The organism is Thorsellia anophelis DSM 18579 (assembly GCF_900111395.1).
Lineage (GTDB): Bacteria > Pseudomonadota > Gammaproteobacteria > Enterobacterales > Thorselliaceae > Thorsellia > Thorsellia anophelis.
This window is the reverse complement of sequence record NZ_FOHV01000004.1, coordinates 122809-136924: the sequence shown is the minus strand read 5'-3', so window position 1 is coordinate 136924 and position 14116 is coordinate 122809. Positions and strand designations below refer to the sequence as shown.

The window sequence follows — 14116 nt, the reverse complement described above, 5'->3', positions numbered from 1 at the left end:
ATATCAATTAATCAAATAAGTGGACGTTAGAAACAAAGTGCTAACTATATGTAGTTGCGATAACAATTGATTAATTATTTCAATATATCAGCTCTTTTAGGTAATCTATTAGAATATAACCAAACCACCAAAATAAAATTTAACAATCAATAGTTTAATAAGTGAATTACATCTCCCATGTTAAAAATAGAATAGAGAATGTAATTACATGTTATTAGCGATTCATATCACTTAGAGCTGCGAGGAAAGTGGTTTGAATATCTTTAATTTGCTGCATTGGCCTAATTTGGCTGAATATTACTTGAGCCTCAGGATACGTTATTCTAAGAAAATTGAGCCACTGTTTAGTCCTTGCCATATGGTATAAACCATTATCGCCTGGCTTTTCCAAGGCAAAATAATCAATAAATAATGCTATCACTTTTCTCCATTCCAAGTTAGGTACATCTTGCTTAATGACTTCGGCTAAGTTAGGCGTTGCAAGCGCCCCTCTTCCAATCATAAGCGAGCGGCATCCTGTTATTAATAAGCAGCGCTCAGCAGAGGCTCTATCCCAAATTTCACCATTTGCAACAACATCTATTGGCAGTTTTTTTCGGATATTAGCAATGGCAGGCCAGTTTATTTTATTTGCCTGATAACCATCTTGTTTTGTTCTACCATGCACAGTTAATAGCTTTGCACCACCTTGGAAAGCCGCATCGGCTATTTCATAAGCATGCTTATCAGTTTCCCACCCAAGCCTAATTTTGACACTTACCACCTGATTAGCTGGTATTGCACGCACCATATGCGATACTGCTTGATAAATTAAATCGGGGGTTTTGAGTAAAGTCGCGCCGCCCCCATGCCCATTGACAAGTTTTGAAGGACACCCGCAATTTAAATCAATCCCGTGAGAACCTAGTTCTATTGCCTTATAAGCATTCTCAGCAAGATATTCAGGCGATTGCCCAAGTAATTGTACTCTAACAGGTGTACCACTTGAAGTTAAGCCACCTTGGTATAATTCTGGGCAATATCGATAAAAGACCTTACTCGGCAGCACCTTGTCAGTAACCCTTAAAAACTCACTAATACAGAGATCGTAAGGATTAATTCGTGTTAGCAGTGCTCGAACAAGTGGATCGAGTACGCCTTCCATTGGTGCAAGTAATAATTTTATCGAGTTCAAGACTTAATCAACTTTTTTAATAATGCCAAATGGTTTACCTATTGGTAAAAAAGTTCTACCGAAATGAATATTTAATACATTCGCAGCTGAGGCGTAAAAGCTCAGCAGTGAAACAATAAGCTCAGCAATACCTGCTAGTAATTTCATCTCATGGACCATTACACCAAATGTACTAAACGTTAATCCGACAAATAATATGATGATAAAGAAGAATATAGTAAAGAGGACTTTATTTGTTTCAAGTGCACCAATTGTCATATAAATAGTAAAAATCAAATAACCCAAAAACGCAAATCCTAGCTCTTTTGTATCAATATTACTAAATAGAGAATCACCTAATGCATTAAGTCCCATAAGCCAAGTGAAAGTGATCGCTAACCAAAAAAGTCCGAAGGCTAAAAATGCAGTTGCACCAAATACATTGCCTTTTTTATAGTCATAAATCCCTGCGATTAATTGTGCAAAGCCACCAAGAAATAACACCCATGGTAAAACGTAAGATAACCCTGAAGTTAACCCTAATTTTTCTGATGATGCTACTAAAGTCGCAATCGCTAACCCAAAAAGACCAATTGCTGAGGGATCAACTGGTTTACTCACTTCAGACATATAATACACTCCGTTTCATTAATATTAATAATATGTACATCGAAAAATAATTTTAAAGACAAAAATGTTCAAAAGACTCATTGCAAGCCTAATAAAAATAGCGCAGAATTCTCAAGCTTGTAGAGTAAAGTGTCAAGATGAATTTTAAAATTATTTCACTGAGATTGATCTAACGCCCTAACTTAACAAAATAATACTATTTTTTGACAATGTGTAACCGATAATATTCACAACATCACTAGAAGAGTATCGTTAAACATTTGAGTGATATAACTGAGAGTGTGATCCCAATTAGATCTATTCATAACAAGGAGTTTTTATGAAAAATATGGCGAAAATTTGTAGTTTAATAGCAACCTGTGTTTGTTTTAGCTTATATGCAGAATCACCATCAGGTACAGTAGAAACACCAACCACACCTTCATATAATATAAGCATCATTAGCAGCAACCACCCTGCTTCTGAACCAAAAGGGTTATTCATAGTAGATTTTAGAGTGGAAAATACAACGTCAGGAAACAGTAACGATTTTAAATATCGACTTTATTGCCCAAATTTAACAGTAAGAGACATTACACCTGGACAAAAAACAGGAGAATTAACAACTGTTGAGCAAGAAGATGCAACAGTCTTTAACAATTATCCTGTGTTAGCTCAAGTATCAAGCAGCGTGTGCAACGAGCAAGTTCCTCAATCTAAAGGCTTACCTCAATAACCGTCATCACTTTAAAGTAAGGTTAAATTGTTTAACTTAGCCTTACTTCTATTTTCTGAGACCTTATGAAAATCAATGCTATTTTACTCTTAATTGATTAAATGAGTCAGGCTCCCAATTTTTTAACGCCATAAACATACACATCCCCTTTTTATCTTTTATCGGGAGCTTAAGTGATGCGCTGTGTAATCCTGCCATCATTGCAGATAATTTATTCATCTCCAGGTGCATTCTGACAATCGCCTCAGCACTCAACATCCCAAAAACAAAATCTTGCTGTTCTTCTGGCTTGATATGTGTTTGACTAAAAAAAGAGTTCGCCCCTTCTTGCATTAAAAACTGCCATATAGGTCCATTTTTACGCCATTTAAAATTATGTTCAACTAACAATTTGATTCGGTTATTAGGTAATAGCTCTAACAAATTCATATGATGCAATTTGATAAGATAGTGAATGCATTGTGCTTCTGTGAAATCATAAAGTTGACGAATTTCTTCTATAGTCCAGTGATTAACAGCACAAAAAGCTATTAATAAAAGTCGTTTATCTGATACCAAGATTGACTCTTGTTCAAGTGATAGTTCTTTTATCTTAGGAGTAGTTTGTTCTACTTTTTGAAGTAATTCTATAACAGACAACCCAACAAGTTCACTAAGTTGCTGCATTTGAGATAATGTTAAATTACCCGCGTTGATCATTCTTTTAATACTTGGTTCAGATAATTCAAATGCATTCGCTACATCTTTGTAAGTGAGTCCATTTGCTTTAAGTAACTGTTTTAAAACAGTCACCATACGCTGAGGGTCTATCATCTTTTTGCTACCTTCCTCTATTATTTCGTATGAATAATTGACGTTACAAATATAAAATTGAACACAACTCGATGTTTAGTTTTGATGAATCTAAATCTCATTTCAATTACAATTATTCTATCTATTATACAACCCTAAAAATGCTAGTGTAATGCTTTTATCAACCTAATTTAAAGGAACTCTATTTCAGTTAATAATTTTTGTTTAAGTTGTTGTTTCAATGTTTCATCAAGTGCCAGCCGTTGGTTTGTTGTAATAATAAACATATCTTCAACGCGCTCACCAATTGTCGTTATTCTTGCTCCAAGTAAACTAAGCGAGAATTGTGCAAAAACATTTGCAATTGTGAATAATAAACCGGGTCTATCTAATGCATTAATCTCAATATAGGTTCGGCTAATATTATCAGATTCTATAAATTTTATTTCAGTCTGATGTTGAAAATAATGTTCAACTTGTTTTTTAGGCTTTATCTTAGTAACAAGCAGCTCATTTTGTAATACTAACTGATGTAATTCTTTTTTTATCAAAGCCTGCCTAGCAAGTGAAAGCGGAGTGCCTGTTCTTTCAGATATGACAAAACTATCCATTGCCATGTTATCCCGATTTGTAAATATCTGAGCGTGTAGTACTGAAATATTACGTCGTTCCATTAGGCTGACAATTGCAACAAATAAATTTTGTCTATCCTTGCACCATACAAATAACTCTGTTCCACCTTGGACAAATTGATTAGTTGCATGAATCGCCGCAGGAGGAAGGTTATTGATGATTTTAATTCGATAGTTATCATCTAAACTGTCTATTGAATAAGGCTCTTGAATAAGAAGCATTTGAGCATGCCATGCGAGCTGCTTAGGGTGATGGTACATTAAATAATCGACTCGGCAACGCCTCCAAAATGTCTCAAGTAATTCAGATAGTGCAGAATCATATAGGCTGTGCTTTACAATTTGATTATCAACAATATTAGCTAAGGTAATTTTTTTGCATTGGCTGATAAATAATTCACTAGCCTCATGCTTATTTTGTTTTATTCGTTGACGCCAATTCGATTTGAATAAGTGGGATTTTGTCAAATAGCTACTAGTCAAATGATATAATTGTTCTAGTAAGCTCTGTTTCCATCCACTCCACAATGTATGATTAGTTCCTTTAATATCAGCAACGGTAAGAATATAAAGTAAGTCAAGTCTCTCTTGTGTCCCTACCTGTTTAGCAAACTCGGCTATAATTGATAAATCAGATATATCTCTTCTTTGTGCAGTAACAGAAAGCAATAAGTGGTGTTCGATAAGCCAGCCAGTTGTATTAGTGATTTCTAAATCAAGTGAATGTTGCCGAGCAAATAAATCAAAAATCTCTCTTCCTTTTTTAGCGTGCTCCCCTCCTAAACCTTTTGCTACATCATGAAATAGCCCTGCTAAAGTTAAAATGGAAGTTTTTGATTGTTTTTTATAAAGCATACTTGCCAAGTTTTTATTTGATTCATCCTTCATCAGTTCAATTTGTGCTAATACCTGAAAAGTATGCTCATCAACAGTATAAGCATGAAACCTATCAAACTGCATTAGGCCTACTACATGTGTCCAATTAGGCATGTAATGCCATAAAATACACAGCTTATGTAAAGGAATGAGTGCAAATTTTATCGCATTGGGATGCATTAAAATTTTAATAAAGTCCGCTCGTGCTTTTGAAGAGTCAACTAAAAAGGAAGGAAATTCTGAGTAAATCTGATTTAACGATCTGAGTGTCTCAAGTTCAATGTGATCAAAAGTCACTTCATATTCAGCTAAATGATAGAAAAACCTCATCAAATTATCTGGCGTAAACTGCTGATTTGGCATCAAGCTTAATATATTGTACTTAGAAAAACTCTCATGTGAAGATAACCTTATTTCATCTATGCCGCTAGTATAGATTTTTAGCATAAATTCATCAGATAGCACCTTGCAACTAACTAAATTTGATATATTTCTAAAAGGTGCACTTACTATTTCGTATATGATACGAGTTTGCAAGCTTATACTTGCCATATTTTGATAAAGGCATTTCATCATAGACTCTACGTGAGACACTAAATTTGTTCTTGCCATTGTAAGCAGATTAGAATCTAGATTTTGAAAAAAAGGATAATTTTCAACAATACTAATTTGGTGTGTAAACAGAAGTCTATCATCAGGTCTTTGTAGAATTGAATGCAAAGCAAATCTATAGAGTAAAAGTATTTTTTCAGATTCACTAATTATATGAAACTCTTTTTCAGTAATCATTGATGACTTGAATAAATCGTCAAGTGAATCATACTCTTTATAACATTTTCTAATCACCCAATAGATTAAATGAAGGTCTCTTAGACCGCCTATATTCTGTTTAATGTCAGGTTCTAAATGATAACCTGTACTCTGATAACGGTCATGGCGAACTTTTTGATCATGCAATTTTTCTTTAATAAATGCTTCATGTGACCATAGTTGTGAAGATTGCACCAAATCAACTAACGCCTTGCTATATTTATCTTTTCCAATAAGAGTTCTTGCTGATAAAACACTTGTTGCCAGAGAGATATCTTCTTGCATTAAGGTCAAAAATATCTTAAATGAAGAAGTTTGAATGCTTGGTATGAGCCCTATATCCCAAAATAGTTGTGTAAGCAGACTAATTTCATTTGCTTCTTGTTCAGTGATCTCATCCTTTTCATGCAAAATTAAAATATCTATATCAGAATAAATAGATAGCTGGGAACGTCCATACCCACCAATAGCCATAACAGTTAATTGTTTGCTTTCTGAGTTGGTATCAGCATAAGATGAATCGAACCATAGTTTAACAATTGAATCAATTATATTGGTTCTGTGTTCAAGTACGGTAGTAATTATGCTGGATGCATCTCTAGCCGTTAGTTGTGATTTAACAAGCTCAATTTGCCAGCCTGTAAATTCATTAAGGGTTTGTTTTAATGATAATTTAAATGATTTAAGCTCATTTGATTGCAAAGAGGATGGGGGTAAAGCTAATTTTAGAGGTAAAGAAAAGCAATTTTCAATTTTTTTAAGATAAAAGCTAGTACAACGATTATCCATCTAAAAGCCTTTCATACGTGAAATAGTTAATTTTACGATGCTCAGTAGGCGTGTCAATCTTTGCTTATTAGAAGACACGCATTTAATATATTTATGCGCCTAAATTAGCCTTAGCATAGGCATCAAATTCAGTAAAACCACCAATAGGCTTACCGTCTAAAATGATTTGAGGTACGGTTTGAACTGGTTTATTAACAATTTTGGCTAGGTCTTCTTTATCTAGACCTTTAGCAATGATGTCTATATACTCAAAATCAAATCCATCAATCATTCCTTTTAATTTTGTCGCTAACGCTTTAGCTTTAACGCAATATGGGCAATTATCTCTGCCATAAATCACAACTTGCATACATACTCCTAGAATTAGATAATTAATTAAACTAAAAAAAACATTTTCATACTGTATTGATTATAGCAATTTTTTAAAAAAATTATAATGAATAAAATGCATAGTTCATAGCGAAAAGTTAAAACTATAATTTTTTTATATGTCAAATAAAAAATGGGGATCAAGATTAGATGAGTAAAGTAGCTTTGTCGAAAGTGTATTTTAATGAAAGAGTGGTCGGCGAGATAGGATTCGAACCTACGACCCTCTGGTCCCAAACCAGATGCGCTACCAAGCTGCGCTACTCGCCGATGTATGAAAAGAATAATTTATCTAATCACATTGATTTGGGGTGACTAATGGGACTCGAACCCACGACGACTGGAATCACAATCCAGGGCTCTACCAACTGAGCTATAGTCACCATAACAATTTCACGATACCCGTATGCCATTGGCGCGCCCGACAGGATTCGAACCTGAGACCTCTGCCTCCGGAGGGCAGCGCTCTATCCAGCTGAGCTACGGGCGCATCGCGCCGTTGCGGAGCGCATAGTACGTATTTCAGAGCACATTGTCTAGTACTTTTTATAAAATAATGCTCAATTGGCGAACCTTTGCACAAAAAATGCTGATTTGATGATTAAACAATCAAAAAAATCTTTCCTTAAAGAAATAAATATACGTTCAATTATGATATTTATTTGTATGATATATAGAAACTTCATAAATTAAGCTTAAAAAAAAGACCGCTAGATTGCGATCTTTTTAAAAAAAATATTTTAGATATGAATTTAGCCAAAACTAATCACATAAAAAATTTTTTATGCTTGGCCTTTCACTTCTTTTAATCCATTAAAAGGTGCTTTTGAACCTAAAGCTTCTTCAATACGGATTAACTGGTTATATTTAGCCACACGATCAGAACGGCTCATTGATCCTGTTTTAATTTGGCCAGCAGCAGTACCTACTGCTAAGTCAGCAATAGTTGCATCTTCAGTTTCACCAGAACGGTGAGAGATAACAGCTGTATAACCAGCATCTTTAGCCATTTTAATTGCAGCTAATGTTTCAGTTAATGAACCGATTTGATTAAATTTAATTAAGATTGAATTAGCGATTCCCTTATCAATCCCTTCTTTAAGGATTTTCGTGTTAGTAACAAATAAATCATCACCAACGATCTGAATTTTCCCACCCAAAACTTTAGTTTGGTATGCAAAACCATCCCAATCAGACTCGTCTAAACCATCTTCAATAGATTTAATTGGGTATTCATTAGCTAATCCTTCTAGATAATGCGTAAATTCATTAGAAGTGAAAGTTTTACCTTCACCTTTCATATTATATGTGCCTGATGCTTTATCATAAAATTCTGAAGCAGCACAATCTAAAGCTAACGTTACATCAGTTCCTAATACGTATCCTGCTGCTGTTACTGCTTCTTTTATTGCAGCAAGTGCAGCAGCATTAGATTCTAAATTAGGTGCATAACCACCTTCATCACCAACAGCTGTATTTAAACCTTTTGCTTTTAAAACTTTTGCTAAATGATGAAAAATTTCAGAACCAATTCTAACTGCTTCTTTAAATGTTTTAGCACCTACAGGTTGGATCATGAACTCTTGAATATCAACATTATTGTCTGCATGTTCACCACCATTGATAATATTCATCATTGGTAGAGGCATTGAATATTGGCCTGGAGTACCATTTAATTCAGCGATATGAGCATATAATGGCATGCCCTTAGATGCAGCAGCTGCTTTTGCTGCAGCAAGCGATACGGCTAAAATTGCATTGGCACCCAAATTAGATTTGTTTTCAGTACCATCCAAATCAAGCATAATTTGATCGATGTTAGCCTGATCTTTAGCATCTTTACCAACTAACGCAGTTGCAATTGCACCATTTACAGCATTAACAGCTTTAAGAACGCCTTTTCCAAGGTAACGTGATTTATCACCATCTCTTAATTCTAATGCTTCGCGTGATCCTGTAGATGCGCCTGACGGTGCAGCAGCTAAACCAACAAATCCACCTTCTAAGTGAACTTCAGCTTCTACAGTAGGATTACCACGTGAATCAATGATTTCACGACCAATTACTTTTGCGATTTTCGCCATTATGATTTCCTCAGTTAAGTTACAGTTAATACAAAAAATACATAAAAATATAAAATTGCTTAGAAAAATTTCACCCTACAACTTTACACTTATTCGTTAATTCATGCCAATATATGTGAACATTTTGCTGATATTAATCAATCAAAATCTCACTTCGTTTACTTAAATAACTAAGAATTATTAACGCTTAGCTATTTCAAAAGCTGCTTTAACAAACCCTTCAAATAATGGGTGTCCATCCCTTGGTGTGGATGTAAATTCAGGATGGAATTGTGATGCAATAAACCAAGGATGATCTGGTAACTCAATAATTTCAACTAATTTATTATTAGTGCATTTGCCTACAATATTTAAGCCTGCTTTCTCTATCCCTTCAAGATATTGGTTATTGACTTCATAACGATGACGGTGACGTTCAACAATTTGAGTTTTACCATAGAGTTTAGCTGTCAAGCTATCACTTGATAAATTCACTAATTGTCCACCTAATCTCATCGATCCACCCATATCAGCCTCATCATTTCTACGTATAAACTCACCATTTTCATTTTGCCACTCAGTAACAAGCGCAATAACAGGTGTGTTCGTCTGATTATCAAATTCTGTAGAACTAGCATCGGTAAGTTTAGCTACATTTCTTGCAAATTCAATAAATGCAACTTGCATGCCTAAGCATATGCCAAAAAAAGGAATTTTATTTTCTCTTGCATATTTAGCAGCTGATATTTTACCTTCTACTCCTCTATAACCAAATCCTCCAGGAATTAGAATGCCATCTAAATCATTGAGCGTTTCTTCAACACCCCTAGTCTCGATGTCTTGAGAATCAATTAACTTTATATTAACAGTTAATCTATTTTTTAGTCCACCATGCTTAAGTGCTTCAATAACGGATTTATATGCATCAGGAAGTGCAACGTATTTTCCAATCATGCCGATAGTCACTTCACCCCTAGGGTTAGCTTCTGCATAAATCACTTGCTCCCATTCAGATAGATCGGCTTCTTTGCAGTCAAAATTAAACCGTTCACAAACAAAATCATCCAACCCTTGAGATTTCAAAATACCTGGAATCTTATAAATTGAATTCACATCCTTCAGTGAAATCACCGCTTTTTCTGGTACGTTACAAAATAGTGCAATTTTAGAACGTTCATTTGAAGGAATTGATTTTTCTGAACGACAAATCAGAACATCAGGCTGAATCCCGATTGATAATAACTCTTTTACAGAATGTTGGGTAGGTTTCGTTTTAACTTCACCAGCCGTTGCGATATAGGGTACAAGGGTTAAATGTAAAAACAAGGTATTTTCACGCCCTACTTCTACCGCCATTTGTCTTATCGCTTCTAAGAATGGCAAAGATTCGATATCTCCAACAGTACCACCAATTTCAATCAAGGCGATATCATATCCCTCACTACCTGCTAAAATTCTATTTTTAATTTCATTTGTTATATGCGGAATAACTTGGACTGTCGCACCAAGGTAATCACCACGACGTTCCTTTCTAAGTACTTCAGAATATACTCTGCCGGTCGTAAAACTATTTCTTCGGGTCATTTTAGTTCTGATGAAACGTTCATAGTGCCCTAAGTCAAGGTCTGTTTCAGCCCCGTCATCCGTCACATAAACCTCTCCGTGCTGAGTTGGATTCATCGTTCCAGGATCGACATTAATATAAGGATCTAACTTCATCATAGTAACGCGGAGATTACGAGCTTCTAATATAGCAGCAAGTGAGGCGGCTGCAATGCCTTTTCCTAATGAAGATACAACTCCACCTGTGACAAATACGTATTTTGTGGTCATATTAAACTCTGAAGATTATTGTAATTACTTATTAAAGTAAAACTAAGCCTGCTGGAAGATTAATTATCTAAATCTATTTGTAATAAAATAAAGACAATTAAATATGCTTACTGGACGGGAAAGTAGTATATATCAAGTCATGGATATGTACAATTCTCTTTCTCATACAAAATACTATATTATTTTTTATTAAGGATTTAATTTTTTATTCCACGGTTTTATTAAAGGTTTTGAACCTACATTCCGCTGTTCAAAAAATGATTAATTAACATATTTTCTTGTGATTATTGTCACATCATTAATTTAAGCTGTTGATATTTTGAATAACCACGAACGAAACAATAAACTCATGAATGTGTTAGATAGCTTGAACCAAAAACAGCGACATATGCACTTTTTTGCCAGCCAAGGGATTAACCCACATTGGGCAATGAAACGACAATTTTTATCGCCTGCTTATACAACCAATTGGAAGGAGTTGCCTATTGTTAAATGAAATTCCGTTTACTGGAAAAGACTTGTTAATAGGTCTTATGCCGTGTAAAATTAGTACAATTAAACAATCTATTCAAATGAGGTGGTCTATGACAAGTATAATTTTAAGTGATACATGTGCTAGTGTCAGTGAGTTGAAAAAAAATCCTATGGCAACTGTAAGCTCTGGTGAGGGATTTCCAGTCGCTATTTTGAATCGAAATCAGCCTGCATTTTATTGCGTGCCAGCTGAACTTTATGAAAAAATGCTTGAAGCGCTGGATGATCACGAGTTAGCTAAATTAGTCGAAGAACGGAGTAATCAGCCATTAGTGGATGTTGATTTGGATAGCTATTTATGAGTTATAGGGTTAAGTTTAGGGAAGAGGCACTTAAAGAGTGGAATAAATTGGATAAGACTATTCAAAGTCAATTTGCCAAAAAATTAAAGAAATGTACAGATGACCCTCATATCCCTTCTGCTAAATTAAAGGGGATGAAAGATTGTTATAAAATCAAGCTACGCACAGCTGGATTTAGATTAGTCTATCAAGTTATAGAGAATGAGCTTATTATTGCCGTTGTCGCAGTAGGCAAACGAGAACGGAGTGAAGTATACCTGCTTGCAAGTGAACGGATGAGATAACCTTAAAACGTTATTTAACGCGTTCTAATCGTTGTTTATCCTGCACCCACTGTCATCTACGCCCCGCTTGCTCCATTTTACTGTAAGAGTTTAATGCACCTTCAACCGTAAGGATTCCGTGTTTTACAAGCTGTTCAACAGCCCATAGCGTTCCTTGTACTAAAATGGCTTTCGTTTTTGTTGTTTTTCGTAAAGCTGGTATGGCAACCCTTTTTAGTACAATTTATCGAAAGCACTTTTGTTTATACTCTATAGGACTTCGGCACTTTAAATTGGTAAGGCAGGCGGAAGAAATTCTCAAGAATCTGCCCTGCTTCCAGAACAATCAGACTTTAGTTCAATGAAGGAACTGCATCACTTATCAACAAATACATCTACACCACCTCAGCCAACATTTGACGCTGTTTATGAAGCGTCATTACTGTTATTTGCAATAATTCAGCGGCTTTGGATTCACTCAATATCCCTTCAGCTAACGCTCGGAAAACTAACTGTTCAAATAGTTGAGTTTGCTCTTGAGGATAAGGTTGACCTGGCTCCTGTTTACCCTATATTCCGCTATTCAAAAAATGATTAATTAGCATTTTCCTTGGTGATTCCTATCAGATTTTTAATTTAAATTACTGATATTATTATATAAAAGTGATTAATTATGACTTTTTGGCTAGTGATTATGAATTTCGATAATGTAGACGTGTATAATTATAGGCATCTAGGATTTTTTGAAGGTTTATCAGTGGTTGCGGGGGCAGGATTTGAACCTACGACCTTCGGGTTATGAGCCCGACGAGCTACCAAGCTGCTCCACCCCGCGACTGATGAGAGTATGATACCTTACTTTTGAAAACATACAACATCTATTTAATAAAACAAGCTAAAATCAGCGCTATTTGAACATTTTAAAATCAAGATGATTATATATCAGCCAACTTTTGACCTGTGTGATCAATTTTAATGCTTTATTCATATAGCTAACATGCACAAAAAAATACGGTCAAATGGCATTCTTAATTTTAAGAATGAAAAAATCGAACGACTTTTATAGCATTTTTCACTTTGAGCGGTATTCTGATATGTATAACTTCTTTTGAATGTATGTATTTGAAAGTTGTTAATAGATTTTAGTTAGATAAAGGATTGATAATTTTAATAGGAAATGCTTTTTTTGGAAGGTTTTTTTATACTAAAAATTAGCAGTAATTCTATGTTTGTTGGTGGGCCGTGCGGGATTCGAACCTGCGACCAACTGATTAAAAGTCAGCTGCTCTACCGACTGAGCTAACGGCCCAACGTTGATTAGTTTACTTAAATTCAATTTATGATCAACTTTTTTTTCTAATTATTGAATCTAACTGCGTATATTTAATCCACTATGGCGCAAAGATCAATCAATATGAGCAATAAACATGCAAGCTGAATTTATCGGAAATATAATCACCATAATCCCCCCACCTTATTAGGTGGGGGGATTATGGTGATTGGTAAATTTTAAATACTTAATATTATAGTTTAGCTTGGGCTTTCTTTGCTGATTCTGTTCCAGGATATAATTTAACCACCTCGGAGAATACTGCCTTAGCTTTCTCGATATCTCCTTTATTCTCTAGTATCTGCCCAACTTTAAAAAATGCATCTGAACTTTTTGCTGAATCTGGGTAATTTTTAACTACAAAAGCAAAATTTTCTGCTGCTCTGTCCATTTGATTTGTACTAAAATAGGATTGTGCCAGCCAATAATAAGCATTAGCTAAATAATCAGACTTTGGATAATTTTTGATAAATTGTTGAAGCTGTATAATAGCTTCATCATATTTTTGACTAGTTAAAATTAAATTTACTGCAGTATTATAGTCTTCAAAATCATTACCTCTGCTAACTGGTGTGTTAGCCTGTGAATTTTGGCTATTATTTGTGTTTACTGAAGTGTCACTAGGTATGGATGTATTATCCGAATTTGATTCAGGCACTATTTGATTAAATTGTTGCATAAGTAATTCTTGCTTATTTACCGCTTGATCAAGCTTGTATTGCAGTTGATCCATTTGATCACGTATATTACTTATATCTTGCTGATTGGCAGATAGTTGTTGCTGGATTTGAGAAAATAATTGACCATGCGCAGTTGTTATTCGTTCTAGCTGTGCAATTTTATCATCTGTAGTATTAGCAATTACAAATGGTGACAAAAATGCAAATCCAAATGTAATCGAATAACTTAAAAGTAACTTTTTGATTTTCATAAATTCACCTATTATTAATAATAATTGTTCTAACTATTTTATAGAGGGAGCAAATTTGACTAAACGAGGAGTTTTGAGAAGAACACGCATAAGA

Annotated in this window: 12 protein-coding genes and 5 tRNA genes; 4 read left to right on the top strand and 13 right to left on the bottom strand. The window is 34.6% G+C overall.

The features are described from left to right. Nucleotides 1-214: 214 nt before the first annotated feature. The gene (gene dusC, locus BMW37_RS03630; protein ID WP_093317994.1) at nt 215-1165 is read right to left on the bottom strand and encodes a tRNA dihydrouridine(16) synthase DusC; all 951 of its coding nucleotides are present in this window, start codon (nt 1163-1165) and stop codon (nt 215-217) included. 12 nt (nt 1166-1177) lie between these two features. Beyond that, a complete protein-coding gene (locus BMW37_RS03625; protein ID WP_093317873.1) occupies nt 1178-1783 on the bottom strand; it encodes an acetate uptake transporter in 606 nt (201 codons plus the stop codon). Nucleotides 1784-2102: 319 nt separating this feature from the next. Between BMW37_RS03625 and BMW37_RS03620 the strand changes: the two genes are divergently transcribed. Beyond that, nucleotides 2103-2498 carry a hypothetical protein gene (locus BMW37_RS03620; protein WP_093317872.1) on the top strand — a complete coding sequence of 132 codons (396 nt, stop codon included), beginning with the start codon at nt 2103-2105 and terminating at the stop codon, nt 2496-2498. 78 nt (nt 2499-2576) lie between these two features. Here BMW37_RS03620 and BMW37_RS03615 read toward each other — a convergent pair whose 3' ends face one another. The 8 genes from BMW37_RS03615 to BMW37_RS03580 form a co-directional block, all read right to left on the bottom strand. Then, nucleotides 2577-3311 carry a helix-turn-helix domain-containing protein gene (locus BMW37_RS03615; protein WP_093317871.1) on the bottom strand — a complete coding sequence of 245 codons (735 nt, stop codon included), beginning with the start codon at nt 3309-3311 and terminating at the stop codon, nt 2577-2579. Nucleotides 3312-3481: 170 nt separating this feature from the next. Continuing rightward, complete coding sequence (gene glnD / locus BMW37_RS03610; protein ID WP_093317869.1) at nt 3482-6397, bottom strand: [protein-PII] uridylyltransferase; 2916 nt, start codon at nt 6395-6397, stop codon at nt 3482-3484. Nucleotides 6398-6488: 91 nt separating this feature from the next. Then, entirely contained in the window at nt 6489-6746 is a 258-nt protein-coding gene (locus tag BMW37_RS03605; protein WP_093317867.1) for a GrxA family glutaredoxin, read from the bottom strand. 213 nt (nt 6747-6959) lie between these two features. Beyond that, a tRNA-Pro gene (locus tag BMW37_RS03600) sits at nt 6960-7036 on the bottom strand. A gap of 37 nt (nt 7037-7073) precedes the next feature. After that, nucleotides 7074-7149: transfer RNA gene (locus BMW37_RS03595), tRNA-His, on the bottom strand. Nucleotides 7150-7179: 30 nt separating this feature from the next. Next, nucleotides 7180-7256: transfer RNA gene (locus BMW37_RS03590), tRNA-Arg, on the bottom strand. Between the two features lie 292 nt (nt 7257-7548). Then, on the bottom strand, nt 7549-8850 hold the full coding sequence (gene eno / locus BMW37_RS03585; protein ID WP_093317865.1) for a phosphopyruvate hydratase: 1302 nt from the start codon (nt 8848-8850) through the stop codon (nt 7549-7551). Between the two features lie 180 nt (nt 8851-9030). After that, nucleotides 9031-10662, bottom strand: a complete 1632-nt coding sequence (locus BMW37_RS03580; RefSeq protein ID WP_093317863.1) for a CTP synthase — start codon at nt 10660-10662, stop codon at nt 9031-9033. A gap of 349 nt (nt 10663-11011) precedes the next feature. Here BMW37_RS03580 and BMW37_RS03575 point away from each other — a divergent pair, with 349 nt between their 5' ends. The 3 genes from BMW37_RS03575 (at nt 11012) to BMW37_RS03565 (ending at nt 11782) form a co-directional block, all read left to right on the top strand. Then, nucleotides 11012-11158 (top strand): DUF4113 domain-containing protein, encoded by a 147-nt coding sequence (locus tag BMW37_RS03575; RefSeq protein ID WP_093317861.1) that lies wholly within the window; start codon nt 11012-11014, stop codon nt 11156-11158. Nucleotides 11159-11246: 88 nt separating this feature from the next. After that, nucleotides 11247-11498: a type II toxin-antitoxin system Phd/YefM family antitoxin gene (locus BMW37_RS03570; protein ID WP_093317992.1), complete on the top strand. Its 252-nt coding sequence runs from the start codon at nt 11247-11249 to the stop codon at nt 11496-11498. Further along, nucleotides 11495-11782: a type II toxin-antitoxin system RelE family toxin gene (locus BMW37_RS03565; RefSeq protein WP_093317859.1), complete on the top strand. Its 288-nt coding sequence runs from the start codon at nt 11495-11497 to the stop codon at nt 11780-11782. Before BMW37_RS03570 ends, BMW37_RS03565 begins: the two co-directional genes overlap by 4 nt. Before the next feature lie 737 nt (nt 11783-12519). Here BMW37_RS03565 and BMW37_RS03560 read toward each other — a convergent pair. The 3 genes from BMW37_RS03560 to ybgF form a co-directional block, all read right to left on the bottom strand. Beyond that, a tRNA-Met gene (locus tag BMW37_RS03560) sits at nt 12520-12596 on the bottom strand. A gap of 398 nt (nt 12597-12994) precedes the next feature. Further along, nucleotides 12995-13070: transfer RNA gene (locus tag BMW37_RS03555), tRNA-Lys, on the bottom strand. Nucleotides 13071-13284: 214 nt separating this feature from the next. Next, nucleotides 13285-14022, bottom strand: a complete 738-nt coding sequence (ybgF, locus tag BMW37_RS03550; protein ID WP_093317858.1) for a tol-pal system protein YbgF — start codon at nt 14020-14022, stop codon at nt 13285-13287. Nucleotides 14023-14116: the final 94 nt, after the last annotated feature.

Coding starts and splice junctions, on each gene's coding strand:
- glnD (WP_093317869.1), bottom strand. CDS start 6,397: ATGGATAATCGTTGTACTAGCTTTTATCTTAAAAAAATTGAAAATTGC.
- BMW37_RS03625 (WP_093317873.1), bottom strand. CDS start 1,783: ATGTCTGAAGTGAGTAAACCAGTTGATCCCTCAGCAATTGGTCTTTTT.
- BMW37_RS03570 (WP_093317992.1), top strand. CDS start 11,247: ATGACAAGTATAATTTTAAGTGATACATGTGCTAGTGTCAGTGAGTTG.
- BMW37_RS03605 (WP_093317867.1), bottom strand. CDS start 6,746: ATGCAAGTTGTGATTTATGGCAGAGATAATTGCCCATATTGCGTTAAA.
- ybgF (WP_093317858.1), bottom strand. CDS start 14,022: ATGAAAATCAAAAAGTTACTTTTAAGTTATTCGATTACATTTGGATTT.
- BMW37_RS03620 (WP_093317872.1), top strand. CDS start 2,103: ATGAAAAATATGGCGAAAATTTGTAGTTTAATAGCAACCTGTGTTTGT.
- BMW37_RS03575 (WP_093317861.1), top strand. CDS start 11,012: ATGAATGTGTTAGATAGCTTGAACCAAAAACAGCGACATATGCACTTT.
- BMW37_RS03580 (WP_093317863.1), bottom strand. CDS start 10,662: ATGACCACAAAATACGTATTTGTCACAGGTGGAGTTGTATCTTCATTA.
- BMW37_RS03615 (WP_093317871.1), bottom strand. CDS start 3,311: ATGATAGACCCTCAGCGTATGGTGACTGTTTTAAAACAGTTACTTAAA.
- BMW37_RS03565 (WP_093317859.1), top strand. CDS start 11,495: ATGAGTTATAGGGTTAAGTTTAGGGAAGAGGCACTTAAAGAGTGGAAT.
- eno (WP_093317865.1), bottom strand. CDS start 8,850: ATGGCGAAAATCGCAAAAGTAATTGGTCGTGAAATCATTGATTCACGT.